Annotated in this window: 27 protein-coding genes; 12 read left to right on the forward strand and 15 right to left on the reverse strand. The window is 74.4% G+C overall.

The features are described from left to right. Positions 1 to 87 precede the first annotated feature (87 nt). Positions 88 to 1,371 (reverse strand): sensor histidine kinase, encoded by a 1,284-nt coding sequence (locus ACFY3L_RS23660; RefSeq protein ID WP_389327779.1) that lies wholly within the window; start codon positions 1,369 to 1,371, stop codon positions 88 to 90. Continuing rightward, positions 1,368 to 2,042, reverse strand: a complete 675-nt coding sequence (locus tag ACFY3L_RS23665) for a response regulator transcription factor (protein WP_389327782.1) — start codon at positions 2,040 to 2,042, stop codon at positions 1,368 to 1,370. Before ACFY3L_RS23665 ends, ACFY3L_RS23660 begins: the two co-directional genes overlap by 4 nt. Before the next feature lie 10 nt (positions 2,043 to 2,052). Here ACFY3L_RS23665 and ACFY3L_RS23670 point away from each other — a divergent pair, with 10 nt between their 5' ends. The 4 genes from ACFY3L_RS23670 (at position 2,053) to ACFY3L_RS23685 (ending at position 5,938) form a co-directional block, all read left to right on the forward strand. Then, positions 2,053 to 2,598, forward strand: a complete 546-nt coding sequence (locus ACFY3L_RS23670; protein ID WP_389327785.1) for a DUF2231 domain-containing protein — start codon at positions 2,053 to 2,055, stop codon at positions 2,596 to 2,598. Positions 2,599 to 2,763: 165 nt separating this feature from the next. Beyond that, a complete protein-coding gene (locus ACFY3L_RS23675) occupies positions 2,764 to 4,047 on the forward strand; it encodes a ferric reductase-like transmembrane domain-containing protein (protein ID WP_389327788.1) in 1,284 nt (427 codons plus the stop codon). Between the two features lie 10 nt (positions 4,048 to 4,057). After that, entirely contained in the window at positions 4,058 to 4,522 is a 465-nt protein-coding gene (locus ACFY3L_RS23680; RefSeq protein ID WP_389327791.1) for an FMN-binding protein, read from the forward strand. Positions 4,523 to 5,095: 573 nt separating this feature from the next. Then, the gene (locus ACFY3L_RS23685) at positions 5,096 to 5,938 is read left to right on the forward strand and encodes a universal stress protein (protein WP_389327794.1); all 843 of its coding nucleotides are present in this window, start codon (positions 5,096 to 5,098) and stop codon (positions 5,936 to 5,938) included. A 69-nt stretch (positions 5,939 to 6,007) separates the two neighbouring features. On the opposite strand, the gene ACFY3L_RS23690 is transcribed toward ACFY3L_RS23685, so the two are convergent. The 12 genes from ACFY3L_RS23690 to ACFY3L_RS23745 all read right to left on the reverse strand — a co-directional run bounded on the left by ACFY3L_RS23690 (position 6,008) and on the right by ACFY3L_RS23745 (position 17,122). Further along, positions 6,008 to 6,229, reverse strand: coding sequence for a hypothetical protein (locus ACFY3L_RS23690; RefSeq protein ID WP_389327797.1), 222 nt, complete (start codon positions 6,227 to 6,229; stop codon positions 6,008 to 6,010). A 50-nt stretch (positions 6,230 to 6,279) separates the two neighbouring features. Beyond that, entirely contained in the window at positions 6,280 to 6,804 is a 525-nt protein-coding gene (locus ACFY3L_RS23695) for a hydrogenase maturation protease (protein WP_389327800.1), read from the reverse strand. Next, positions 6,801 to 8,102, reverse strand: coding sequence for a Ni/Fe hydrogenase subunit alpha (locus ACFY3L_RS23700; protein ID WP_389327803.1), 1,302 nt, complete (start codon positions 8,100 to 8,102; stop codon positions 6,801 to 6,803). Before ACFY3L_RS23700 ends, ACFY3L_RS23695 begins: the two co-directional genes overlap by 4 nt. Then, positions 8,099 to 8,881: an oxidoreductase gene (locus ACFY3L_RS23705; RefSeq protein ID WP_389327807.1), complete on the reverse strand. Its 783-nt coding sequence runs from the start codon at positions 8,879 to 8,881 to the stop codon at positions 8,099 to 8,101. The genes ACFY3L_RS23700 and ACFY3L_RS23705 overlap by 4 nt, the downstream gene beginning before the upstream one ends. Continuing rightward, complete coding sequence (locus ACFY3L_RS23710; protein WP_389327810.1) at positions 8,881 to 9,693, reverse strand: FAD/NAD(P)-binding protein; 813 nt, start codon at positions 9,691 to 9,693, stop codon at positions 8,881 to 8,883. The genes ACFY3L_RS23705 and ACFY3L_RS23710 overlap by 1 nt, the downstream gene beginning before the upstream one ends. Continuing rightward, entirely contained in the window at positions 9,690 to 10,151 is a 462-nt protein-coding gene (locus tag ACFY3L_RS23715) for a Crp/Fnr family transcriptional regulator (protein ID WP_389327813.1), read from the reverse strand. Before ACFY3L_RS23715 ends, ACFY3L_RS23710 begins: the two co-directional genes overlap by 4 nt. Further along, a complete protein-coding gene (locus ACFY3L_RS23720) occupies positions 10,148 to 11,251 on the reverse strand; it encodes a 4Fe-4S dicluster domain-containing protein (RefSeq protein ID WP_389327816.1) in 1,104 nt (367 codons plus the stop codon). Before ACFY3L_RS23720 ends, ACFY3L_RS23715 begins: the two co-directional genes overlap by 4 nt. A 66-nt stretch (positions 11,252 to 11,317) precedes the next feature. Beyond that, positions 11,318 to 12,415: a hydrogenase expression/formation protein HypE gene (hypE, locus tag ACFY3L_RS23725; protein ID WP_389327819.1), complete on the reverse strand. Its 1,098-nt coding sequence runs from the start codon at positions 12,413 to 12,415 to the stop codon at positions 11,318 to 11,320. Further along, on the reverse strand, positions 12,412 to 13,524 hold the full coding sequence (gene hypD, locus ACFY3L_RS23730; RefSeq protein WP_389327822.1) for a hydrogenase formation protein HypD: 1,113 nt from the start codon (positions 13,522 to 13,524) through the stop codon (positions 12,412 to 12,414). Before hypD ends, hypE begins: the two co-directional genes overlap by 4 nt. After that, positions 13,521 to 13,787 carry a HypC/HybG/HupF family hydrogenase formation chaperone gene (locus ACFY3L_RS23735; RefSeq protein WP_389327825.1) on the reverse strand — a complete coding sequence of 89 codons (267 nt, stop codon included), beginning with the start codon at positions 13,785 to 13,787 and terminating at the stop codon, positions 13,521 to 13,523. Before ACFY3L_RS23735 ends, hypD begins: the two co-directional genes overlap by 4 nt. Before the next feature lie 5 nt (positions 13,788 to 13,792). Then, positions 13,793 to 16,120 (reverse strand): carbamoyltransferase HypF, encoded by a 2,328-nt coding sequence (gene hypF, locus ACFY3L_RS23740; protein WP_389327828.1) that lies wholly within the window; start codon positions 16,118 to 16,120, stop codon positions 13,793 to 13,795. A gap of 60 nt (positions 16,121 to 16,180) precedes the next feature. Further along, the gene (locus ACFY3L_RS23745) at positions 16,181 to 17,122 is read right to left on the reverse strand and encodes a hypothetical protein (RefSeq protein WP_389327830.1); all 942 of its coding nucleotides are present in this window, start codon (positions 17,120 to 17,122) and stop codon (positions 16,181 to 16,183) included. A 60-nt stretch (positions 17,123 to 17,182) separates the two neighbouring features. Between ACFY3L_RS23745 and ACFY3L_RS23750 the strand changes: the two genes are divergently transcribed. The 8 genes from ACFY3L_RS23750 to ACFY3L_RS23785 are packed head-to-tail and all read left to right on the forward strand — an operon-like array spanning position 17,183 to position 23,883. Beyond that, positions 17,183 to 17,635, forward strand: coding sequence for a hypothetical protein (locus ACFY3L_RS23750; RefSeq protein ID WP_389327833.1), 453 nt, complete (start codon positions 17,183 to 17,185; stop codon positions 17,633 to 17,635). Between the two features lie 47 nt (positions 17,636 to 17,682). Beyond that, complete coding sequence (locus ACFY3L_RS23755) at positions 17,683 to 18,933, forward strand: V-type ATPase 116kDa subunit family protein (RefSeq protein WP_389327836.1); 1,251 nt, start codon at positions 17,683 to 17,685, stop codon at positions 18,931 to 18,933. Beyond that, positions 18,930 to 19,358 carry an ATP synthase subunit C gene (locus tag ACFY3L_RS23760; RefSeq protein ID WP_389327839.1) on the forward strand — a complete coding sequence of 143 codons (429 nt, stop codon included), beginning with the start codon at positions 18,930 to 18,932 and terminating at the stop codon, positions 19,356 to 19,358. The genes ACFY3L_RS23755 and ACFY3L_RS23760 overlap by 4 nt, the downstream gene beginning before the upstream one ends. Positions 19,359 to 19,360: 2 nt before the next feature. Next, positions 19,361 to 19,603: a hypothetical protein gene (locus ACFY3L_RS23765; protein WP_389327842.1), complete on the forward strand. Its 243-nt coding sequence runs from the start codon at positions 19,361 to 19,363 to the stop codon at positions 19,601 to 19,603. Continuing rightward, positions 19,600 to 20,100 (forward strand): hypothetical protein, encoded by a 501-nt coding sequence (locus ACFY3L_RS23770; RefSeq protein ID WP_389327845.1) that lies wholly within the window; start codon positions 19,600 to 19,602, stop codon positions 20,098 to 20,100. Before ACFY3L_RS23765 ends, ACFY3L_RS23770 begins: the two co-directional genes overlap by 4 nt. After that, entirely contained in the window at positions 20,097 to 21,851 is a 1,755-nt protein-coding gene (locus ACFY3L_RS23775; RefSeq protein WP_389327848.1) for a V-type ATP synthase subunit A, read from the forward strand. The genes ACFY3L_RS23770 and ACFY3L_RS23775 overlap by 4 nt, the downstream gene beginning before the upstream one ends. Then, positions 21,848 to 23,233, forward strand: a complete 1,386-nt coding sequence (locus ACFY3L_RS23780) for a V-type ATP synthase subunit B (RefSeq protein WP_389327851.1) — start codon at positions 21,848 to 21,850, stop codon at positions 23,231 to 23,233. Before ACFY3L_RS23775 ends, ACFY3L_RS23780 begins: the two co-directional genes overlap by 4 nt. Further along, positions 23,230 to 23,883, forward strand: coding sequence for a V-type ATP synthase subunit D (locus ACFY3L_RS23785; protein ID WP_389327854.1), 654 nt, complete (start codon positions 23,230 to 23,232; stop codon positions 23,881 to 23,883). Before ACFY3L_RS23780 ends, ACFY3L_RS23785 begins: the two co-directional genes overlap by 4 nt. Before the next feature lie 27 nt (positions 23,884 to 23,910). Here ACFY3L_RS23785 and ACFY3L_RS23790 read toward each other — a convergent pair whose 3' ends face one another. Beyond that, positions 23,911 to 24,807, reverse strand: a complete 897-nt coding sequence (locus ACFY3L_RS23790; protein WP_389327857.1) for a universal stress protein — start codon at positions 24,805 to 24,807, stop codon at positions 23,911 to 23,913. Positions 24,808 to 24,955 lie beyond the last annotated feature (148 nt).

The following is a 24,955-nucleotide window of genomic DNA, read 5'->3' on the forward strand; positions in this document are numbered from 1 at the left end:
GGGAACCGGTCGGCACGGCGGACCGGCCACGTTTCATGGTCCACGCGCCGCGGCCACCGTTCCAAGGCCGAAGGTCCCGAACCGTTCCTACTCCCTGGCCGCCGCCTCCCTGGCCGCCGCCTCCTTGGCCGCCTCCCTGGCCGCCGCCGCAGGACCGGCGGAGACGGGGGCTGCGGGGAGGATCATCGTGAAGCGGGCGCCGTGCCCGGGGCTGCCGTCGATGCGCAGCTGCCCGCCGTGCGCGTCGACGACCTCCTGCACCAGCGCCAGCCCGAGCCCGAAGCGGCGGCCCGGCCGGTCGACGGGATCTTCGCCGCGGGCGAAGCGGGCCAGCAGGTGCGTGGCCCGGGCCGGGTCGAGCCCCACGCCGTCGTCCACGACCGCCAGACGCACGCGGTCGTCCGCCCGGCCGACGCTGACCGTGACGGTGCCTCCCGCGCTGACGTGGGCGAGGGCGTTGTCGACCAGCGCCGCGAGGGCCCGGCGTAGCGAGGACCGCACCCCGGTCACGTCCATGGGCCCCGCACCGATGTCGGTGCGCAACGTGACGTGTTGCGCACCGGCGTACGGCTCCACCGACGCGGCGACCTCCCGCGCCAGGCCGGCGGCGTCGACCGCGACGCCGCCGGTGGGCCGGTGCGACAGTTCCGCGGACAGCAGCAGATCCTCAACCACCTCGCCGAGCGCGTGGGTGTCGGCCACCAGCTCGGCCACGTCCGCGCGTACCCGTGCGGTGTCGACGTCGCGGTTGAGGCGCCGCTGCAGCAGTTGGGCGCGGGTGTGCAGCACGGCCAGGGGCGTGCGCAGCTCGTGGCTGGCGTCGGCCACGAAGCGTCGCTGCAGCGAGAGGGCGCGCGCCAGCGGGCGCACCGCCCGCCGCCCGAGGACGGCACCGACCGATGCGGCCGCGACGATCCCGATCAGACCGGCGACCAGCAGGGATCCGATGAGACGCTCGCCGGACTCCTCGCGGGCGGTGACGTCGAGCAGGCCGACGGTCCGGCTGCCATCGGCGCCGTCCACCGCGTACGCCTCGAAGTGCCGGTCGCCGATCGTCGCGTTGCCGCGTCCGGGCCGCAGCCGGGTGACGTCCATCCGGACGACGGCGGGTGGTGTGCCGCCGCTCGCCGTGACGACGCCGTCAGGTGCGCGGCGCACCAGCACCACGCCTTCGGTGCCGATCAGATCCGCACCGGCGGCAAGCGTCTGCGCGCGGACGGTGCGCTCCTCGGCCCGGTGCTCGGCGCGGATGGTCAGCGAGAACGCCAGCACGCTGACCAGGACGACGGTCGCGGCGACGGCGGCGGCGACCTGCACGGCGATCACGGCGGTGGCGCGGCGCAGCAGGCGCGCCTCGGGGTTGCCCGTCATGCGGAGCCGATCTGGTAGCCGAGCCCACGCACCGTCCTGATCACCGGGCGGCCCAGCTTGCGGCGCAGGTAGTGCACGTAGGTGTCGACGACGCCCGGGTTCTCGGCGGCGTCGAAGACGAGCGCGCGCAGGTCGTCGCGGCTGAACACCTGATGCGGCCGCGCGGCGAGCGTCTGCAGGAGCGCGCACTCACGGTCCGACAGCGCCACCACGTCACCCGACTGGTCGTGCACCTGGCGGGTCGTCGCATCGAGCCACCGGCGCCCGATCGACAGCCGGTCGGCCAGCTCGCGGTGGCGGCGGCGCAGTGCCCGCAGCCGGGCCAGCAGCTCCTCGGCGTCGAAGGGCTTGGTCAGGTAGTCCTCGGCCCCGGCGTCGAGGCCCTCGACCCGGTCGGCGACCGTGCCCCTGGCGGTGAGCACGAGCGCCGCCGTGGTGACGCCGCGCCCACGCAACCGGCGCAGCAGGTCCAGTCCTTCGATCGCCGGCAGGCGCCGGTCGAGCACGATGACGTCGTACGCGCGGGACAGCCCGAGATGCAGCCCCGCCTGCCCGTCGCGGGCCCACTCCACCAGGTAGCCCTCGTCGGCCAGCAACTCGTGCAGCACGCCGGCCAGGCGCCGGTCGTCTTCGACCAGCAGCAGCCTGGGCGGCGCGGGAGCGTTGAGCACGGGCCCAAGCTTGGCACGCGACGGGCTAAGAATCCTCGAAGAACGGCGCGGCACAGTGTCCATGAGATCGTCGGTTCGAGGAGGCTCGTTCGTGCCGGACACCGTCAACGGCCTGCCGCTGCACCCGCTCGTGGTGCACGCGGTGGTCGTCCTGTTGCCACTGGCCGCCATCGGTGTGATCGCCATCGCGGTTCGGCCCGCCTGGCGGGGACGCTTCGGACCGGTCGTCATCGCTGTGGCCGCGCTGGCCACCGTGGCGATCCCGATCGCCACGAGCACCGGCGACCAGCTCGCCGAGCGCGTCGGCCTCCCCCACGACCACGCCGAACTCGGCGAATCGCTCATCTACTTCGCGGTGCCGCTGCTCGCCGCCGCCGTGGCCCTGGTATGGACGCACCGGCGTCAGGCGAGCGCACCGCCGCGCACGGTCATGACCACCGTGCTCGCGGTCCTCGCCGTCCTCCTGGCGCTGGCCAACCTTGTGCAGGTCGTCCGCGTCGGCGATTCCGGCGCGCAGGTCGTATGGGGTCACAGCGCGGCCACGGGCAGGGATTAGGGCACGATGCGTCGCCGCTCTCCGACCCATGCCGTCGCCGGCGCGCGGCGTGATCCCGTCCGGTGGTGGCTACCGCCCACACCGGACGGCGGAATGCGACCGGGACGACGAGAGCGTGGTCCGGGGCCACGCGCCTGGTGGGCCGATCTCGTGGGTGCTGCCGCGATGCTCAGCATGCTCATGGTCCTGGCGCTCTGGGTGCACAACCGTGGCGTGCAAGACCTCACCGGCCCGGCGTCGGGGCTGAGGTCGCTGGGCCGGCTCACCGGCCTGATCTCCGCCGATTTGCTGCTGATCCAGGTGCTGCTCATGGCCCGCGTGCCGTGGGTCGAACGCAGCTTCGGCCAGGACCGCCTCGCCGCCTGGCACCGCTGGACCGGGTTCACCTCCTTCCACCTCATGCTGGCGCACATCGTCCTGATCACCGTCGGCTACGCGGCGAGCGAGGACGCGGGCCCGCTGGGCGAGCTCTGGCAGTTGGTCACGGCGTACCCGGGGATGCTGCTGGCGGCCGCCGCAACCGTGGCGCTCACTCTCGTCGTGGTGACGTCGGTGCGCGCGGCCCGCCACCGGCTGCGCTACGAATCGTGGCACCTGCTGCACCTGTACGCGTATCTCGGCGTCGCCCTGGCCATCCCGCACGAGCTGTGGACCGGCACCGACTTCGTCTCCTCACCGGCGGCGCGCGCGTACTGGTGGACGATCTACCTCACCGCGGCCGGCTGCCTCGCGGTGTTCCGGCTCGGCCTGCCGGCCTGGCGCACGCTACGGCACCGGCCGGTTGTCACCGCCGTGGTGCCCGAAGCGGCCGGGGTGTTCTCGGTGTACCTGCACGGCCGCCACCTGGACCGGCTGCCCGCGCGGCCCGGGCAGTTCTTCCTGTGGCGCTTCCTCGACGGGCCGGGCTGGTCGCGGGCCAACCCGTACTCACTGTCGGCCGGCCCCCGGCCGGACCTGCTGCGCGTAACGGTGAAAGACCTCGGCGACGGCAGCCGGCGCGTGGCGACGATCCGGCCCGGCACAAAGGTGATCATCGAGGGTCCGTACGGCCGGTTGACTGCGCCGCCCGCCGATGGCCGCCCGATCACCATGCTCGCCAGCGGGGTCGGGATCACACCGCTCCGCGCGCTGCTGGACGAGGTCCGGGTGCCGGTGACGCTGCTGTACCGCGCGCGCACCGCGGACGATCTGCTGTTCAAGGACGAGCTCGACGCGGCGGTCGCCACCGGACGGCTCCGGGTCGGATTCCTGGTCGGGCCGCGCTCCCGGGATGGTTCCTGGGTCCCGGCGGGGTTCCGGGACGACCAGCTTCCCCGTTGGGTGCCCGACGTCCACAACCATCACGTCTACGTCTGCGGGCCGGACGCCTGGATGTCCGCCGCGTCGGCGGCGGTCCTGCGGGCCGGTGTACCCCCGCAGCGCCTGCACACCGAGCGGTTCAGCTGGTAGGAGAGCACGGATGAGGCGGATCACGCTGTGGCTGGTGTCCACGGTGGCGGCGGTCGTGTTGCTGTTCAGCTACCGCACCAGCACGATGGGCGCGACGGCACCGAACACGCCCGGCGTCGTCGGTGCGGCGCCTGGCGTGGTGCCTGGCGGCTCCGCCCCTGGGCCGTCGGCCGGCTCCTCCGCACCGTCAGGCGCCACGGTCGTCAACGGCACCGTCGCGCAGACCCGCTGGGGGCCGGTGCAGGTGCGGGTGACCATCTCCGGCGGCCGGATCACCGATGTGGTGACGCTGCAGGTGCCAAGTGGCAACCGGCGCGACCGGCAGATCAACTCGTTCGCGGTGCCGGCGCTGCGTGATGCGGTCCTGCGGGCGCAGAGCGCCGACATCGACTCGGTGTCCGGCGCCACCGTCACCAGCGACGGCTACCGCCGCTCCCTGCAGGCCGCCCTTGACGCCGCGCACTTCGGCTCCTGAACCGGCAGCACATCGCGCCGTGGATCGCCAGCCGATGAGGAAGCCGGGTCAGCATGGTGTCGACTGTGCCCTGTGCGGCGCGTCGCGGACTTCGCCGGCAGGACGTGCTCGCCGCCTTTGCGGGATTCCGCGCTGCTCGTCGCCGGCGGTGGGATGGGTGATGGGTGAGTCTGCTCGCCTGGCCGGTCACCTCATCGGTGAGATCGGTGGTGCCCCCGGCGCGACGTCTCGGCCCGGCAGGTGTGTGGGCGCTGGCCGCCACGTGGCGAACCGTAGCTCTGCCAGGTAGGTGACTTTCTCTGACAGCCGTGGGCACGTCCGCCATTCGCAGACCATGCTGTGGGTGAGGTCCCAGGAAGCGGACGCGACGGTGCAGCCGGGAGGTCGGCGCCATGGACATGCCGATCGGTCTGGCGGATCGCGCCCCGGCCCGGCCCTACCGGATGAATGGCCCGCCGCGAGCACTTCGACTGGCGCTGACGGGCCAGGAACGGGCCGAATTCCACCTGCCGCCGCGGCGCATGCCGCGGCACGGTGAGGGTAGGGGCGGATCCGCCGACAACGGGAGGGGTCATGACCGCCAATCGACCGGTGATCGTGGGTGTCGACGGCTCGCCGGCCAGCTTCGGTGCGGTCCGCTGGGCCGTCGACGAGGCGGTGCGCCACGGGCAGCTGCTACGGGTCACCCACGCGATCGACGTGCCGGGCGCGTTCGAACCGGTCGCCGATCAGCACGAGGTCGCAGTGCACGCCGCGGTCGAGGCCCGCAACTGGCAGCCCGGCCTGCTCGTCACCACGTTCACATGGTGCGGCAGCCCGGCCCGCGTGCTCGTCGACCAGTCACGGTCCGCCGCGCTCATCGTGGTGGGCAGCAGAGGGACGGGTGGCTTCCACTCGCTGCGGATCGGCTCCGTCGGGCTGCAGCTGGCCGCGCACGCGCGCTGTCCAGTCCTGGTCGTGCACCACGCGGAGCGATGGGCCGGCCCGGAAGTGCCACTGCCACAGCATCAGCCGATCGTCGTCGGCGCCGACGGCTCGGCGCACGCCGAGATCGGGGTGGAACTGGCCTTCGCGGAGGCGATGTCGCGCGGGGTGACACTGATCGCGGTCCGCGCCTGGCAGGAGCCCACCCACCATTGGGGCCGTGCCCCGGACCTCACCCGGTGCGCCACCTCGGCCCACGACGCGCTGGCCGCCGAGTTGGCACCGTGGCAGGCGAAGTACCCGACCGTGCCGGTCGACCTCCGCACCGTCCAGGGGGCGCCCGCTCCGGCGCTGCTCGACGCGGGCCGCGACGCGCTCATGATCGTCCTCGGCCCTCGCGGAACGGGCGGCTTCGACGACCTCCGGCTCGGTTCGGTGACCCAGCAGGTGCTCGACCACGCCTCGGCCCCGGTCCTCGTCGCCCGCCACTGACGCACGCCGCGCAGCCGTAGGCGCCGGGCAGAATGCCGTGCGCCCGTTGGTTCCGCCGCGGGCCGGCGCCTACAGCCCAAGCTCGTCGAGCAGCTCGGCGGCCTGCCGCCGGGCGGGTGTCATACCTTCGTCGCACAGCAGCTGGACCGCGAGCGCCAGCTGCTCGACACGCCGTTCCGCGCGGCACAGTCGCAGCATCACGTCGCCGGTGCCGGTGGTCGGCAGCCACGTGTGCGCCGGTGCCGGACGCGCCTTCCGCTCTGTCGTCGCCTCGATCGTCGTCGCGGTCATCGTACTCGCCTCCGCCCTCGCTCTGCCCGATCCTTCGCTTCTCGAGCTCACTACAAGCCTTCCCGGGTTCCGTGCGCCGGTTCAGGCCGATGGTCCCGGGACGGCGCGACCTCCGGCCGCAATTCGCGGACCGCGGCGACGATGTGCTCGAGCACGCGATCGATGGCGGTGGCCACGGCCGGGGTCAGGCCGGTGCCGTAGCCGGTGTCCGCCGCCTCGATGCCGAGCAGCAGCAGGCGGTCGGGAAGCCGGTCGAGTTCCCGGGCCAGGGCGAAGGCGTCGCCGAGGTCCATGGCGTGGGAGCTGGTACTGCCCCCTGGTCCGGACGGCCGGCGGGCCATGAGGCGGCGGTGGACATGTCCGGCTGGGGCGTGGTGCGTGTGGACCGTGTCGACGACGACAGCAAGCCGGCGCTGTTCCCACAGGGTGATGAGAGTGCCCGGCTCGCCGTCGCTCTCGGCCAGGTCGACACCGGGCAGGCCGGCGAGCCGGAGCCGCTCGAGGACCGCCGGGCCGGCGCCGTCGTCACGGCGGAACGGGTTGCCGACCCCGATCACGACGACCGGCGGGTTCATCCGCGTTCTACGGTGAGGTCGAGGAAGTGGGTGGCGCAGGAGATGCACGGGTCGTAGTTGCGGATCGCCTGCTCGCATTGGGCGGTGAGTCGTTCGTCGTCGAGGTCCAGCCGGTCCTGCACATACTGGCGCAGGTCGTTCTCGATGCTCGGCTGGTTCTGCGCCGTGGGCGGCACGATCCGGGCGCTGACGATCGTCCCGTCGCCGTCGAGCTCGTAGCGGTGGAAGAGGGTTCCGCGGGGTGCTTCGGTGGCGCCGTACCCGATACCGGCGCGCGGCGACACCGCCAGGTGAGGCGGCGCCGGAGGCTCGTACGCCTCGATGATGCGCAGCGCCTCGTCGAGGGCGTAGACCATCTCCACCGCGCGGACGACGATGCTGCGGAACGGGTTGTCGCAGCGCTCGCCGAGGCCCGCCACGGCGGCGGCCTGGCGGGCCGTCGGCGACAGCCCGCTGTGATTGAGCGTGTACCGGGCGAGCGGGCCGGTGAGGTACTTCCCCGCGCCGGTCAGCGTCGCATGGAGGGCGGTCGAGTGTGCCGCTTGCGCCTCGACGATGTGGTGCTCGAAGTCACGGACCGGGAACGACCGGCCGGCCGAGGTTCGCGGTGCTCCCCGGTCGATCGGGTACCGGTCCGGGTCGGTCAGCGCGAGCAGCTCGTGGTCCATGGTGAAGTCCGGGAACGGGAAGCCGGCGACCCAGTCGACAGTGGCGAGGGCGTGGTCGAGGGCCGGTCGCAGGGTGTTACGGGCGAGCGCGCGCAGCTCGTCCGGTGACGGGGCGTGGTAGAAGCCGCCGACGCGGACGTTGATCGGGTGGATCGCGCGGCCGCCGATGAGTTCGAGGATGGCGTTGCCGGCCTTCTTGAGGGCCAGCCCGCGTTCGACGGCGTCACGGTGGTCCCGCGCCATCTCCACGACGCCGGGGTAGCCGAGGAAGTCGGGTGCGTGCAGCAGGTACACGTGCAGTGCGTGGCTTGCGACCCACTCGCCGCAGTACAGCAGCCGACGCAGCTCGGCGATCGGCTCGCTGACCCGCACGCCGCATGCGTCCTCGATCGCCAGGCAGGCGCTCATCTGGTACGCCACCGGGCAGATGCCGCAGATGCGGGCGGTGATGTCGGGTGGTTCGAGGTGGCCGCGGCCGCGTAGGAACGCCTCGAAGAACCGGGGCGGCTCGTAGATCTGCAGCCGCACGTCGGTCACCGTCGCACCGTCGACCCGCACGTGCAGGGCGCCCTCGCCCTCGACCCGGGCGAGCGCACCGACGTGCAGGGAGCGGTCGTTGCGGTGGCTCACAGCTGCTCCCCCTGCTCGGCGGCGGCCCGGAACTCCGGCTTGGCGGTGTGGAAGGTCCGGAAGACGCGGGCCACGTCGGCCGGGGACATGCCGAGGCTGCGCAGCGAGGCGACCATGGCGGCGGTGTTGGGCTTCGCCATCGGACCGAAGCAGCCGTAGCAGCCGCGGCCGTACGCGGGGCAGAGCGCGCCGCACCCGGCCCGGGTGACCGGCCCCAGACACGGAATGCCCTGCGCCACCGTGACGCAGGTCGTCCCGCGCAGCTTGCACTCCTGGCAGACGCTGTGCACGGGCAGGCCCGGACGGCGCCCGGCCAGCAGGGCGGTCAGCACTCCGATGAGCTGGCGCCGGTCGATCGGACACCCCGGCAGCTCCAGGTCCACCGGAACGTGGGCCGAGATCGGCGTCGACTCGGCCAGGGTCGCCACGTACTGCGGTCTGGCGTACACGACCGAGCGGAACTCCTGGACGTCGGCGAAGTTGCGCAACGCCTGGACGCCGCCGGCATTGGCGCACGCACCGATGGTGATCAACATCCCCGACTGCTCCCGGATGCGGTGGATCCGCTCGATGTCGTCCTGGGTGGTGACGGAACCCTCGACGAGGGAGACGTCGTACGGGCCTTCCACCACCGCGCTGGACGCCTCCAGGAAGTGTGCGATGTCGACGTGCTCACTGAGCGGCAGCAGCTCGTCCTCGCAGTCGAGCAGGGTGAGCTGGCAGCCGTCGCAGGACGCGAACTTCCACACCGCGAGCTTCGGCCGAGCCGTCACAGTCATCACAGCTCCTTGACCGTCATCAGCGGGCCGGCCCGGTCGTAGGCGACCACCGGGCCGTCGCGGCAGACGAGCAGCGGTCCGAGCTGGCAGTGGCCGCAGTGGCCGAGTCCGCACTGCATGTTGCGCTCCAGCGACAGCCACACCTGGCCGGCGGGCACGCCCCGGCCGACCAGGCCCCGCGCGGCGAACCGCATCATGATCTCGGGCCCGCACACACAGGCGACTGTGGCGGTCGGCCGGTGGTCGAGCCGGTCGTACAGCGCGGTCACCACTCCGACGTGACCGCCCCACTCGGCGGTGGCGCGATCCACCGTCGTGTACACGTCGAGCCCGGCGGACCGCCAGTCTTCGTACTCGCCGGGGTACAGCAGGTCGTCCGGAGTCCGGGCACCGATCAGCACAGCCACCCGCCGGTAGCGGTCCCGGTCGGCCATCGCGTGAAGGACGACCGGTCGCAACGGGGCCAGCCCGAGCCCGCCGGCGACGACGACCAGGTCGGCACCGGCGGGTGCGGGCAGCTCCCAGCCGCGGCCGAACGGCCCGCGCACGCCGAGCATCGCGCCCGGATCGGCCCGGCACAGGGCGCCGCTGGTGGCCCCGACCGCCCGGATCGTGTGCAGGGTGCCGGCTGTGCCGTAGCCGGAGACGGAGATCGGCACCTCGCCCACCCCGAAGGCGTACAGCATGGCGAACTGGCCGGGCCGGAACACCGGCAGCGGCTCGTCGACCGGTTCGAGCGCGAGGGTGACCGTGTCGCCGGTCTCCCGTCGACGCTCGGTCACCCGGTAGCGGGCGGCGGTCATCGTGGTCATGCGTGTGCCTTGTACAGGTCGAGCAGCCGGATTCTGGTCGCCTGCATGCGCTCCACGACGACGGCCATGAACCGCCTGGTCAGCTCGTAGCCGAAGCCGGGGTCGGCGTCGCACAGCGAGCGGACCGCGGCGCCGTCGATCGCGATGCTGCGCACCTGGTCGACTGCGACCGCGCCGAAGTGCCAGCGGTACGGCGGAAACATCCAGGACCAGCCGAGGACCGTGCCGGCGCCGATCGTCTCGATGACGGCGTCGCCGCGGCCGGGCACCCGGATGTCGAGGTGGACGCAGCCGTCGCGGATGAGCCAGAACCGGTCGGCCCGGTCGTTCTCCTCGAAGATCCGCGTGCCGGCGCTGAACGGCGCGGGGGACGCCCAGCGCGAGAGGCGCCCGACGTGATCCGCCGGCAGCCCGGCGAGGAACGGATGCGTGACGAGCATGTCGTGCGTGGTCGTCATGGCGTGTCCTCGGCCGGTGTGGGCGGGTGCGCGTCGAGGGCGTGCAGTTCGGCGGTGACGTCGATGCCGACCGGACACCAGGCGATGCAGCGGCCGCAGCCCACGCATCCCGACTCGCCGAACTGGTCGTGCCAGGTGCCGAACTTGTGCGTGAGCCAGTGGCGGTAGCGCCCGGCGTTCGACTCGCGCACCGGCCCGCCGTGCAGCGAGGTGAACTCCAGGTCGAAGCAGGACTCCCAGGACTCCCAGCGCTCGGCGTGGTCACCGGTCAGATCCGTCGTGTCGGTGACCGAGGTGCAGAAGCAGGTCGGGCAGACCATCGTGCAGTTGCCGCAGGTCAGGCACCGCTGCGCCACGTCGTCCCACTGCGGGTCCGCCCGGTGACCGGCCAGCAGCGTGCGCAGGTCGGTCTCGGGCAGGGTCCGGCCCATCCGCGTCGCGGCGGACTCCACCGCCCGCTCCGCGGACCTGATGTCGCCGGCGGATGCCGGCGTCGCCGGAACACGGGCGAGCAGCGCTTCGCCGTCGGCCGTCCCGCTGCTTGCCAGGTACGTCCCGTCGGAGCGTTCGGTCAGCGCGATGTCGTAGCCGGTGTCGGCGCCGGGTCCGCCGCCCGCCGACACGCAGAAGCACGCGCCGCCCGGCTCGGTGCAGTTGACCGCGACGATGAGCACCTCGGCGCGGCGGGCGGCGTAGCGTCCGCCGTCGCCCAGGACGTGGTCGAGCACGCCGATCGCGCGCAGGTCGCACGGGCGGACGCCGAACAGCGCCAGCCGCCGCGGCGGTGCCGGTTCGTCGGCGACCGTGAAGCCGTCCTCGGTTCTGTCGGCCGACCACAGCCGCTGCCGGGGCGGATGGAGGACCTGCTTCCACGACTGCGGCCCGGAGGTGTGCGTGAACGCGAGCCGCTCGTCGCCGGGCAGCAGCCGGTAGACGCCGGCCTCGACCTCGGTCCGCCGGCCGTACGGCAGATCCGCCGCACCGCCGATCTCGGTGAGCACGATCGCGTGCCCGCGCACCGTCGGGCCGATGACGGTGCGTCCGTCCTGCCGCAGGGCGGTGAAGAGGTCATCGAGCCGGGACAACACCACCGGGGCCATCGAGCGCGCCTCCACAACTGAGCAAGTCAGCATCACTACCCCTTCAAGGCCGTTTGACCCCAGCTGTCAGCAGATCCGGGGCAGTTGCTCACCGACGAGCATGTCGACGATGCGGCGGCCGCCCATGAGGGTGCGCATGACCACCCGTCCGGGGTGCTCCCCCACCACCGACCCGAGCCGGACCGCATCCCGCCCCTCCGGCGTCGCCCGCATCGTGGCCAGCACGGCCTCGGCGGACTCGGGCGCCACCACCGCCACCAGGCAACCCTCGTTGGCCACGTGCAACGGATCCAGGCCGAGCAGCTCGCACGCCGACGCCACCGGCGCCGGCACCGCGACCGCCGCCTCGTCGATCTCGATCCCCACCCCCGCCGCGGCGGCGATCTCGTTCAGCGCCGAGGCCACCCCACCCCGGGTCGGGTCACGCATCACGTGGATCGCCTGCCCGGCCCCGGCCACCATCGCCGCGACGAGCCGGTGCAGCGGGCGGGTGTCGGAGGCGATCTCGGCCTCGAACCCGAGCGCCTCGCGCGTGCTCAGGATGGTGGTGCCATGCGCGCCGATCGGCCCGGACAGCAGCACCGCGTCCCCGGGACGCGCGAACGCCGCCGAGACCCGGGCGCCGGGCAGCCGGCGGCCGAGCCCGGTCGTGGTCACGAACAGGCCGTCGGCCGCACCGCGCCCGACCACCTTCGTGTCGCCGGTGACGACCGGTACCCCGGCGGCCGTCGCGGCGGCCCCGACCGAGGCGGTGATCCGCCGGAGATCGGCGACCGGGAAGCCCTCCTCGATGACGTACGCGACCGCGAGCGCCAGCGGCGTCGCACCCATCATCGCCACGTCGTTGACGGTGCCGTGCACCGACAGCACGCCGATGTCACCGCCGGGGAAGAACAGCGGGCTGACCACGAACGCATCGGTGCTCACGACGAGGTCCAGGCCGTCGACACCGACCACGGCGGCGTCCTCCGGCACGGTCTCGGCGGCGGCGGTGCCGAGGGCCGGCACCACGACGTCGCGCAGCAGCTCCGCGGACAGCTGGCCGCCGCTGCCGTGGCCGAGCAGCACCTTCTCGGTCTCGGCGAGCGGCACCGGGCACCCGCCGCGGGAGGGGTCGGCGGCGGTCGTCGCGGTCCCGCCGCGGGACGGGTCGGCGGTGGTCATCGCGGTCCCGCCGTGGCCGCCGGGCGCGTGCGCCCCGCGTTGTAGAAGGCGGCGCACGTCCCTTCGGTCGACACCATCGGCGCGCCGAGCGGCGTGCGTGGGGTGCAGAGGGTCCCGTAGGCGGCGCAGTCGGTCGGCACGCGCGTGCCCCTGAGGATGTCGCCGGCGATGCAGGCGGGGTGCTCCCGGGCGGTCAGGCCGGCCACCGCGAAGCGCAGCTCGGCGTCGTATCCGGCGAACTCGTCGGTGAGCATCAGGCCGCTGCCCGGGATGGTGCCGATCCCACGCCAGGCGCGGTCGCCGATGCGGAACACGCGCCGGATCGCGTCCTGCGCCTGGGTGTTCCCCGAGCGGCGCACCGCGCGGGCGTACTGGTTCTCCACCGCCGCACGGCCGTCCTCGAGCTGCCGGACGGCCATCAGGATGCCTTCGAGGAGATCCAGCGGCTCGAACCCGGTCACCACGATCGGCACCCGGTAGCGGGCGGCGATCGGCTCGTACTGCGTCCAGCCCATCACCGCACAGACGTGCCCCGCGGCAAGGAACGCCTGCACCGCACAGTCCGGCGCGTCGAGGATCGCGGTCATCGCGGGCGGCACCAGCACATGGCTCACCAGCATGCTGAAGTTGGGCAGCCCGAGCTGGTGGGCCCGCAGCACGGCCATGGCGTTGGCCGGGGCGGTCGTCTCGAAGCCCACGGCGAAGAACACGACCTCGCGGTCGGGACGGTCGGCGGCGACGCGGACCGCGTCGAGCGGCGAGTAGACCACGCGGACGTCGGCGCCGCGGGCGCGCAGTGACAGCAGGTCGGTCCGGCTGCCCGGCACGCGCAGCATGTCGCCGTACGACGTGAAGACGACCTCGTCGCGCCCGGCGATCTCCAGGGCCTTGTCGATGAGTTCCAGCGGCGTCACGCAGACCGGGCACCCCGGCCCGTGGATCATCCGCAGCCCTGCCGGCAGGAGCTCGTCGATGCCCTGCCGCACGATGGTGTGGGTCTGTCCGCCACACACCTCCATCAGGGTCCACGACCGCGTGGCCGCGGCGCGGATCTCGGCGAACAAGCGCCGGGCGAGGGCCGGGTCCCGGTACTCGTCGACGTACCTCATGGCGCCGCCCCCGGTCCGCCGGCGAGTTCCTGCTCCAGGACGTCGCCCATCGCCTCCAGGATCTCCAGCGTCCGCCGCGCCTCGGCCTCGTCCACGACGCTGATGGCGAATCCGACGTGCACGATCACGTAGTCACCCGCCCGCGCCTCGGGGACGTAGGCGAGGCACACCTCGCGTTCCACGCCACCGAAGTCGACCGTGCCCATGCGCAGGCCGCTCGCGTCGTCGACCGACCCGATCCGGCCCGGGATGCCCAGGCACATCCGCCTCACCCCCTCCGCATCCGGGCGGCGGCGACCGCCGCCTGGCCGTAGCTGATCCCGCCGTCGTTGCCCGGCACCAGCTCGTTGACCAGTGGCTCCAGCCCCGCCGCCGACAGTCCCCCGACGATGGCCTCCACCAGGAGCTGGTTCTGCATGACCCCGCCGGACAGGCAGACGGTCCGCAGCCCGTGCCGCGCGGCGACGTCGGTGCACAGGGCGACGGTCACGACGGCGATCGTGGCGTGGAACCCGGCGGCGAGCGGCCCCGCACCGACGCCGTCCCGCAGCGCGTCCGACAGTGCCAGCAGGGTCGGCGACGGGTCGTACACCACCAGGCCGTCCCGTGCCGTCAGCCGCCACGGCAGTTCGGGCGCGCCCGGAAAGCCGGCCGCGAGCGCCTCCAGTGCGACCGCCGCCTCCCCTTCGTAGGTCGCGTCGTCGCGGACGCCGAGCAGTGTGGCGACCGCGTCGAAGAGCCTCCCCGCGCTCGACGCGACCGGGCAGTTGACGCCGCGCGCGACCATCCGGCGCACGGTGGCGACCTCGCGATCAGGCAACCGGCGCAGGAACGGCTCGGCCGCGCGCGGCACACGTTCATCGGGCAGCTCGGAGCCGAACAGATAGCCGAGCGCCATGCGGGCCGGGCGCCGCACCGCGGCTTCACCGCCGGGCAACGGCGCCCGGGCGAACCGTGCCACCCGCCGGCACGAGACGAGGTCGGCGACGAACACCTCGCCGCCCCACAGGGTGCCGTCGTCGCCGAGCCCCAGCCCGTCGTAGGCCACGCCGACGAACCGGCCGGTCACACCGTGCTCCGCCGCGCACGACGCGACATGCGCGTGATGATGCTGCACCGCGATCCGCCGCCCGACCGGCAGCGCCGCGGCGTACTGCGTCGACAGGTAGCCCGGATGCAGGTCGTGCGCGACAACCTCCGGCGTGACGCCCACGACGCGGGACAACTGCGCGAGGTTCGCCGTGAACGCCTCCATCGTGGCCTGCTGTTCCAGGTCGCCGGTGTGCGGACCGACGAACGCGGTGCCGCCGTCGGCGAGCGTGAAGGTGTGCTTGAGCTGAGCGCCGACGGCCAGCAGCGGCGGCCGCGCGGGCACCGGCAGGGCGATCGGCTCGGGTGCGTAGCCGCGGGCACGCCGCACGAGCGACGCCCGTCCGGCGACGACGCGGGTCACCGAGTCGTCGTACCGGGACCGGATCGCCCGGTCGTGGCCGAGGAAGCCGTCGGCGATCCCGGCCAGCCGCCGCCGGGCCTCGTCGTCGTCGACCACGATCGGCTCGTCCGAGACGTTGCCGCTGGTGACCACCAGCGGGCGGGCCAGATCGGCGAGCAGCAGATGGTGCAGCGGCGTGGTGGGCAGGAACAGCCCGAGCCGCGGGACACCGGACGCCACGGCGTCCACCACGGGGCCGTCCGCCAGTGGGGCCAGCAGCACGACCGGGCGCGCCGGCGAGGTCAGCAGCGCCGCCTCCGCCCCGCTGACGCGGGCCAGCCGCCGCGCCGTCGCCAGGCTGTCCACCATGACGGCGAAGGGTTTGGCCGGGCGATGCTTGCGTTCGCGCAGCCGGGCGACGGCGGTCCCGTCGGTCGCGTCGCAGACGAGCTGGTAGCCGCCGAGTCCCTTGAGGGCGACAATACCGCCGCGGCCGATGAGGTGCTCCGCCGCGGCGAGCGCGTCGTCGCCGTGGGTGGCCGGGACGGCGTCGCCCGCGCCGTGCCATGCCAGTCGCGGGCCGCATGCCGGGCAGGCGATCGGTTCGGCGTGGAAGCGCCGGTCCGCCGGATCTGCGTACTCCCCCGCACAGTCCGCGCACATCGGGAAGTCCCGCATGCTCGTGCGTGCCCGGTCGTATGGCAGGGCGTCTGCAATCGTCGCCCGGGGACCGCAGTCGGTGCAGTTGACGAACGGATAGCGGTGCCGCCGGTCGCCGGGGTCGAACAGCTCCGCCAGACACCGGTCGCAGGTGCCGAGGTCCGGCGGTATCCGGCCGGTCGCGGCACCGGCCGTGCGCGGGCGGATCGACAGGCCGACCCGGAAGCCGGCGCCGGGCGCCGGCGCGCGACCGTGCAGTTCGCTCACCCGCACGTCGTCGACGCGGGCCTGGACGGGCGCCTCGGTCCGCAGCCGGGCGACGAGCGCGTGCAATGCCTCGGCAGAGCCGGCGGCCTCGACCACCACGACGCCGCCGTCGTTGCGGACACAACCGTCCAGGCCCAGCCCACGGGCCAGCCGGTAGAGGAACGGCCGGAAGCCGACGCCCTGCACCGTCCCACGGACCTCGATACGGCGCGCCACCCGCGTCGCGACCGTCTGCACGAGTTCAAGTCTCGTCCTCGCGCACCCATCCGCACACGAAATTCCGGGGCTTCTCACCCGTCACTCCCGGCGGCCGGCGTCGATCACGGCGTCGTACGGCCCGGTGCCGGCGCCGTCCGCCGCGGCGGCCACGGCCGCTCTGACCCGCCAGGCGTCGACCGCGAGCGCGGCGGCCGCGCCGACGGCGGGACGGCCGTCGAAACCGGCTGTGCGCAGCAGCCCGTGTGCGTCCCGGCCGACCCGTGCCCACCAGCCCGCCTCCGCCCGCCAGAGCGCATCCGGCGACGGCACGTCGGCGAGCGCCCACGCGGCCGGGGCCGGAAGCGCTGCGACGAAGCCGGCGAACGAAGCGGCGTCGAGCGCGCGTCGGCCGAGCAGACCGGCGGCGCGGGTGTGGGCCGCTTCGGTGAGCGGCCGGCCGGTGAACCAGCGCTCCCGGGCCACCATCAGGGCGAGGCCGCCCGCGGCCCACGGCTCGGCCGGAGGTACCGCCGCGGCACGCACCGCCCAGCCGGCCCGCATGCCCTGTCCGATCGCGCGGGCGGTCGCGCCCCCGGGGTCACCCCACGCGGATGACGCCAGCGCCGCCCGCACCTGGTCCACTGTGAACGTGGCGGACAGCGGCGGCCGCACGACCGCCAACGACCCCAGTTCGAACGGTGCAGGGCCGTCATGGCCCCGTCCGTGGCGCAACATCCGCTCCACGTTGCGGATCTCGAACCAGCCGGCGATCGCCCGCAACTGCTCGACGCCGTCCCGCGGCAGCCATCCCGCGAGGATCCGCAGGTGCCACAGCGCCGTGCGGGACACCGCCTCCTGCACCGACCGCGTGTCCTGGCCCGGGCGCACCTCGCGGCCGTACGGTCCCGCCGCCAGCATGCCGATCGCCGCGTCGAGCCCCGAACTCCCGGCCAGCACCCGTGCCGACGCGGGACCCACACAACGCCGGGCGAGGGCGCGTGCCCGCACGGCGCCGGCGACCTGCGCGGCACCGGATCGCATACCCCCAGGATGCGCCGCGGCGAGCCGTTGCCGGCCGTCCGGCGGGGGTAGGAACCGACCGTGACGACGCTGCGGCAACTCCTGCAACGCTTTCGGCCGGCCGGCCCCCCGGGCGCGGCCGGGCAGGCGGCGGTGCCCGCCGACCGGGCGGCTCGGGCCGAGGAGGAACTGCGCCCGGTCTTCTCCGTGCTCGCCGCCGCCGACGCGGAGGCCGCCGCGATCCGGGCCGAGGCGGAGGCGGCGGCCACGCAGCGACAGCGCCGGGCAGGTGTCGCGGCGCAACGGATCATGACGGCCGCGCACACCCGTGCACAACAGGCTCGCGCCGAGGCGTTCGCCGCGGCACGCGCCGACACCGCCCAAGCCATGGAGACCGTCATGGCCGACGCGCGGTGCACGGCCGAAGCGTTGCGTGCCCGCGCCTGGGACCGCCTCGACGTCGCCGCGCCGTCGATCGTCTCGGCCGCGCTGGACGAGATGTACGGCACCGGCCGGGGCCGGGACACGCCGTGACCCCGCCCGGACCGGCATCGTGGCGGCAACGGCTGCGGCCGGTGCGCATGACGCGGGTCGCCCTGGTGGCGCCCGAGAACACGCTCGACGCGGTCCTGACCGAGGTCGGGCTCGCCGGCGTGGTCGAGCTGGAGCCGGTCGACCACGGCGCCGGCGATCCGGACGCGGTGGACTTCGACCGGATGCGGGCCGCGGCGTCGCGCCGCCACGGCGCGGCCGCGTACCTGGGCTGGTGTCCCGAGCCGGCCCGGGGTGCGTTGGCCGACCGGCTGGCACCACTCGGTGGTGCGCTCGCCGCGCTGCGACCGCCGCCCGGGACCGAGCCGCCGACGCTGCTCACCCGGGCCGGGCGGGTGAGCAGGTCGTTCGCGCCGATCGTCGAGACGTACGGCGCGGTGCCCTACGCCGATGTCGACCCGACGCTCCTGGCCGGCGTGGCCTACGTGGTGATGTTCGGAATGATGTTCGGCGACGCCGGTCACGGGCTCGTCCTGGTGCTGGTCGCCGCATTGCTGGCCCGGCGCCCACCCCGGCGGTACCCCAGGCTTCGCGACGCGTGGCCATTCGTTGCCGGCGCGGGCCTGGCCGCCACCGTCTTCGGCGTGCTCTACGGCGAGTTCTTCGGGCCCACCGGGCTGCTGTCCGCGCTGTGGCTGCGGCCGTTGGCCGAGCCGGTGCGGCTGCTGGTCGCCGCGGTCGGGCTCGGCGGGGCGTTCCTCGCCGTCGCCTACGTGGTGGGCATCGTGAACCGCTGGCGGGAGGGCTCGGCCGGGTTGGCGTTGTACGCGCCGTCCGGCATCGCGGGCGCCGCCGTCTTCGCCGGCCTGGGCCTGCTCGCCGGCGGAGTCTTCGCCGCGAGCATCCCGCTCGTCGCCGTCGCGGCGGCCGTCGCGGCCGCGGGACTGGCGATCGCCGCTGCCGGCCTGTATGCCGCCGCGGGCGAGGGTGCCGCCGTGGCGCAGACCGCCGTCCAGCTCTTCGACCTCGTCGTCCGCATCTGCGCGAACCTGGTGTCGTTCGCCCGGCTGGCCGCGTTCGGGCTGACGCACGCGGCACTCGGCGCGCTCGTGTGGGCCGGCACGACCGGGCTGTGGCACCGGGGCGGGACGTGGACGGTCGCGGCGGTGACCGTCTTCGTGCTCGGCAACGCGGTCGCGTTCGGCCTCGAGGCCGTCGTCGCCGGGGTACAGGCGCTGCGCCTGGAGTACTACGAGCTGTTCTCCCGGGTGTTCGAGGGAACCGGCCGGCCCTTCCGGCCGTGGCGCTGTGTTCCGGCTTCGAAGGAGGTTCAGCGGTGAACGCACTCTGGCTCGGCGCGGTGCCGGGTGTCCTGATGGTCGCCTGGGCCGTACGGCGATTCGCCGCCCGGCGGCCCCGGCTGGTGACCCGCGCGCTGGTCCTGGCGAACGCCGTGCTGTTCGCCGCCGCCGTCTCCGCCGCGGCGCTGCTGCTCACCCCGGCTCGGGCCGGTGCGGGCACCACGGCGGTCGCGCAGGCCGGGACGGGCGGCGCGAGCTGGGCCGCGCTGCTCGGCGCGGCCATCGCGGTGGCCGGCTCATCGATCGGCGCGGCGATCGCCGTGGCGTACACCGGCGCCGCGGCACTGGCGGCGTTGAGCGAGCGTCCCGAGCTGTTCGGCCGCGCCATGGTGGTCGTCGGCCTGGCAGAGGGCATCGCGATCTACGGGCTCATCGTCGCGATCATCCTGATCGGCAAGGCGTGAGCATGGACGCGACGGTTCGCGTCGCGGCGATCGGCGAGACCCGTCTGGTCCGCGGCTACGGCCTGGCCGGGGTCACGGTCGTCACCGCGGAGGACGAACGGGCGGCCCAGGCCGCATGGCGGGAGCTCGACCCCCGGGTCGGCTTCGTCATCGTCACCCCGTCCGCGGCTCGGGCCGTGGTGGCGGCCGGCGGGCCGGGTGGCCGCCTGCTCGCCGTGCTGCCGGACCCGGACGGTGTCGCATGAGCATGCCGGTCCGTGAGAGCCTCGAGCCGGTCCGTTCGGCACTGCTGCACCGTGCGCAGGCGGACGCCGCCGCCGTCCGCGCCGAGACCGCACGGTCCTGCACCCGGCTGCTGGCCGACGCCGGCGCCGAGGCCGAACGGGTCCTGGAGGTGGCGCGCGGCACCGGCCGCGCCGACGCCGCACGCCTCGCCAAGGCCGAGGAGGCGCACACCCGCCGTGCCGCCCACGCGCTCGTGCTGGCGGCGCAGTGGGACGTCTACGACGAACTGTGCCGTCGCGTGGCCGAGGCGCTGCGAGCGGCACTCGACGACAGGCGGCTCGGACCCGCGCTCGCCGCCCGGGCCGCCGCCGCGCTCGGTCCGGGCGCGACGGTCGAACCGGCGGCCGGTGGCGGCTTCACGGCCCGTCTCGGTGACCGGCGCGTGGACTGCTCCGTCGCGTCGCTCACCCGGCATGCCGTCGAGTCGGCCGAAGCGGTGGCGGAGCTGTGGCGATGACCGCACGGGGCATCGACTCCACGCCGGCCGCCCGGATCACGCGCGTCAGCGGGCCGCTGGTGCAGGTGGACGGCGCGGACGCCGCCATGCACGACGTGCTCGAGCTCGGCCCGCACCGCTCACCCGGCGAGGTGGTCGCCGTCCGGGGCCCGGCCGTCACCGTGCAGGCGTACGAGTACACCGGCGGGCTCCGCCCCGGAGACGCCGCCGTCCCGCTCGGCCGGCCATTGGCGGCGCCGCTCGGGCCGTGGCTGCTCGGCGGGCTGTTCGACGGCCTGCTGCGCCCCCTCGCCGGCGGCCCGGTCTGGCTCACCGCGGGGTCGCTCGGCGCGCCGGCGCAGGGCGCGACCCGGCGTTTCACACCGCGGGTGGCGAAGGGCGACACGGCCGTACCGGGCGGGATCCTCGGCACCGTCGCCACCGGCGGCCCGATCGAGTTCCGGGTGCTCGTCCCGCCGCACGTGTCCGGCACCGTCCGACAGGTCGCCGCACCCGGCGAGTACGGACCCGACGACGTCCTCGTCACCGTCGGGACGGCACCGGTGACGATGACCACGTCGTGGCCCGTACGCACCCCGCGCCCGTACACGGACCGCCGCGCCGCGGACGCGCCGCTGCTCACCGGGCAGCGCGTGGTCGACGCGTTCTTCCCGATCGCCAAAGGCGGCACGGCGGCGGTGCCGGGCGGCTTCGGCACCGGCAAGACCCTCCTGCTGCAGCAGATCGCCAAGTGGTGCGACGCCCACGTCATCGTCTACGTCGGATGCGGCGAGCGCGGCAACGAGATGGCCGACGTCGTCGGCGAGCTGTCCACACTGGAGGACCCTCGGACCGGGGGCCGCCTGCTCGACCGGACCGTCGTGATCGCCAACACGTCGAACATGCCGATGATGGCCCGGGAGGCCAGCATCTACACCGGCGTCACCGTCGCCGAGTTCTACCGCGACATGGGCTACGACGCGGTGGTCATCGCCGACTCCACGTCACGGTGGGCGGAGGCGCTGCGCGAGTTCGCGTCCCGCAGCGGAACACCACCGGCCGAGGAGGGCTACCCCGCCGACCTCGCCTCGGCGCTGGCCGCCTTCTACGAAAGAGCCGGCGTCGTGCGGACGCTCGGTGGCGGCTCCGGCTCGGTCACGATCGTCGGCGCAGTGTCCCCGCCCGGCGGCGACATGACCGAGCCGGTCGTCGCGAACACCGAGCGGTTCGTGCGCTGCCGGTGGACGCTCGACCGGGATCTCGCCTACGCCCGCCACTACCCCGCGGTGTCCTGGTCGGCGTCGTTCTCCCGCGACACCGGGCTGGTCGGTGCCGACTACGCCCGTCGCGGGGATCCGGGCTGGGACGCCCGGCGGGCGCGGGCGCTGGACGTGCTCGCCGACGCCGACCGCATCGCCGCGCTCGCCGACCTCGTCGGCACGGGCGGGCTGCCGACGCACGAACGGATGACGCTGCTCGCCGGGCGGCTGCTGCGCGACGGCGTGCTGCAGCAGAACGCCCTCGTCGCGAACGACGCCTACTGCACGGCGGTGAAGTCGGCGGCGCTGCTCGACGCCGTCCTCACCGTCTGCGACCGCTGCCACGCGCTCGTCGACGCCGGCACCGGGCCGGCCTCCATCGAGGCGATCGACTTCGGCCCGCTGGCCCGCGCCCGCGAAACGCTCGGCCCCGCCGACGCCGGCGGCGTCGCCCGGCTGCGCGACTCGATCCTGGCCCAGCTCAATGCGGCGGCCCCGGGGAGGATGGCATGACCGCATGGCCCTTGGTCGAGTACGGCGACATCCGGGAGCTGCGCGGCCCCCTGGTCGTCGTCGGCGGCGTCGCGGGAGCCGGCTACGACGATGTCGTCACCCTCCGCCTGCCCGCCGGCGCCCGCCGGCACGGCGTCGTGCTCGAGGTCGACCGCGACACGGCCGTCGTCCAGGTGCTCGAGGGAACGGCGGGCATGGGGCGCCACGGCAGCACCGTCGCGTTCGCCGGCGCACCGATGCGCATCACGGTCGGCGACCGCTGGCTGGGGCGCACCTGCAACGGCCGCGGCACGCCGATCGACGGCGGCCCGCCCGTCACCGGTGAGCGCAGCGCGGCGGTCGCCGGAGCACCGCTCAACCCGACGTGGCGCGAACCACCGGCCGAGCCGGTCATCACGGGCGTCTCCGTGGTCGACGCGCTGACCACCCTGGTGCGCGGCCAGAAGCTCCCGGTGTTCAGCGCCGCGGGCCTGCCGCACCTCGAACTGGCCGTCCAGATCGCCGCGCAGTCCCATGTCGGCGGCGCACCGTTCAGCGTGGTCTTCGCGGGCATGGGCCTCACCCACGCCGACGCCGCGTACGTCCGGGACGCCCTGGACGAACGGGCCACCGCCGGTGAGCTGGTGCTGCTGCTGAACACGGCGGACGATCCGGTGATCGAACGGATCCTCACGCCGCGGCTGGCACTGACAGTCGCCGAGGACCTCGCGTTCACCGGCGGCCGGGACGTCCTGGTCGTGATGACCGACATGACCAGCTATGCCGAGGCGCTGCGGGAGGTGTCGTCGGCCCGTGGCGAGCTGCCCGCCCGGCGGGCCTATCCCGGGTACCTCTACACCGACCTCGCCTCCCTCTACGAACGGTGCGGCCGGATCCGGCACCGGCCCGGCTCGGTGACGATCCTGCCGGTGCTGACCATGCCGGCCGGGGACATCACGCATCCGGTGCCGGACCTCACCGGGTACATCACCGAGGGGCAGATCGTGCTGTCGGCCGAACTGCACGGCCGGGGCGTGTATCCGCCGGTCGACCCGCTGTCGTCGCTCTCCCGGCTCATGCGCCACGGGGCCGGCCCGGGCCGCACCCGGGACGACCACCTTCCGCTCGCGGCGCAGGTGCTCGCCGCCTTGTCGCGGGCCCGGCAGACCCGCGAGCTGGCCGACCTGATCGGGGCGGCGGCGCTCGGCGACGTGGACCGCCAGTACCTCGGCTTCGCCGACGTCGTCGAACAGCGGCTGATCGACCAGCGGCCCGACGAGGCGCGGGCCCTGGACGACACGCTCGACCGGGCCTGGCAGGCGGTGCGGACCCTGCCGGATCGGGAGCTCGTCATGCTGCCCGAGGCGATCCGCACGGCCCACGCCACCGAGGCCCAGGGATGATCGCCCTGCGCCATGTGCCGGTGGGCCGCTCGGGTCTGCTGTGGCTGCGCCACCGCCTCGAGGTCACCCGGCACGGCAGCAGCGTCCTGCGGCGTAAGCTCACCCTGCTCGCCGCCGAACAGGACCGCCTCCGGCGGCGCCGTGCCGAGGCGGCCAGGGACTGGACGGCGGCCGACACGGCGGCCCGCGGCCGGCTCGAACGTGCGATGCTGCTTGACGGCCTGGAGGCGATCGAAGCGGCGGCCGAGCTGCCGGCAGCTGAGGTCTCGGTGCCGTGGACCGCGGTGATGGGCGTCCGCTGCCCGGGAGAGCCGTCGGTGCTGATCCCGCAGCGCCCTGCGCAGCTCCTGGCGCCGGGAGGGGCCGCGCTCTCGCAGGCCGAGGCGGCGTACCGCGCGGCGGCGCTCGCCGCGGTGAGGCACGCGGCCGCCGACGCGGCGCTCGCCGCCGTCGAGAGCGAGATGGCCGCCACCCGGCGGCGGGTACGGGCACTGGACCGCCACTGGATCCCGGCCCTGGAGGCCGCGCTCGCCGCGCGGACCCTGCAGCTGGCGGAGCTGGAGGCGGCCGACCTCACCCGGCGACGCGGTGGTCCTCGTCCGGCGACACCGGCGCCCGGCGCGCTGGGGCCCGGCCGTGACACACCATGACGATCGCGGCGGGCATGGATGCGATGGTCACGACGGCTCCTCCTGTCCCGGGGCACCGCGCGGGACGTGCGCGATCAGCACCGGGCAGTGCGCACGGTGGAGCAGGCGCAGACCCACCGAGCCGAGCAGCAGGCCGGCGAACCCGCCGTGCCCGCGACTGCCGACGACCGTCAGCTGCGCTCGTTGGGAACGCTCGACGAGCACATCGGCGGCGTCACCGGCGACACCGTGGCACTCCCACCGCACGTCCGGGAAGCGCTCGCTCGCCCTGGCCACCTGCTCGACCGCCTGCTCGGACAACGCGCGCTGGACCTCGGCCGTGTCGTACACCACCGGCGGCGCGCCGATCGGCACCGGCACCAGCGGCGTCTCCACGGCCCGGACCGCCACCAATCCGCAGCCACGCTGCCGGGCCTCGTCGAACGCGAGTGCCAGCGCGCGGTCCGACGGTTCGGAGCCGTCGACGCCGACGAGGACGTCACCGGTCGGGTCGGTCCTTCCCCGCACGACCACCACGGGACACCTCGCGTGGACGGCGACCTGCTGGCTGACCGAGCCGAGCACGGCCCCCACGGTGGCGTGCCGGCCCCTGGTCCCCAGGACCAGCAGCGCCGCGTCCTCTCCCGCCGTCAGCAGCGCCTCGGCAGGGTGCCCCTGCACCGCCTCCGCCCGCACGTCGGCCTCGGGATGCGCGGCGGACGCCTCCCGCGCGATGTCCGCGACGAGCGTGTCGGCGGACCGCCGCGCGGTCTCGGCGAGCTCACTCGCCGGGGCGAACGCGGCCAGCGGCGTCCTCCAGTAGTACGCGAGCAGCACACGCAGCGGCGCGCCCCGCCGGGCCGCCTCCTCCGCCGCCCATCGCACGGCCTGCAACGACGGCTCCCCGCCGTCGGCGCCGACCACGACCGCTCTGTCGTCGTTCACGTCAACCTCCGCTCGACGGCTCGCGTGCCTACGCTCTCCACTCCACCGACGACCACACCCGGACACGACCGATTCGCCCGCCGAGGATGACCAGCGGCGAGACCCACCGCCGCCCGCCCCTGCCGCCCGCCCCTGCCGTTCACCTCGG

This window comes from Dactylosporangium sp. NPDC000521 (genome assembly GCF_042898305.1).
Lineage (GTDB): Bacteria > Actinomycetota > Actinomycetes > Mycobacteriales > Micromonosporaceae > Dactylosporangium.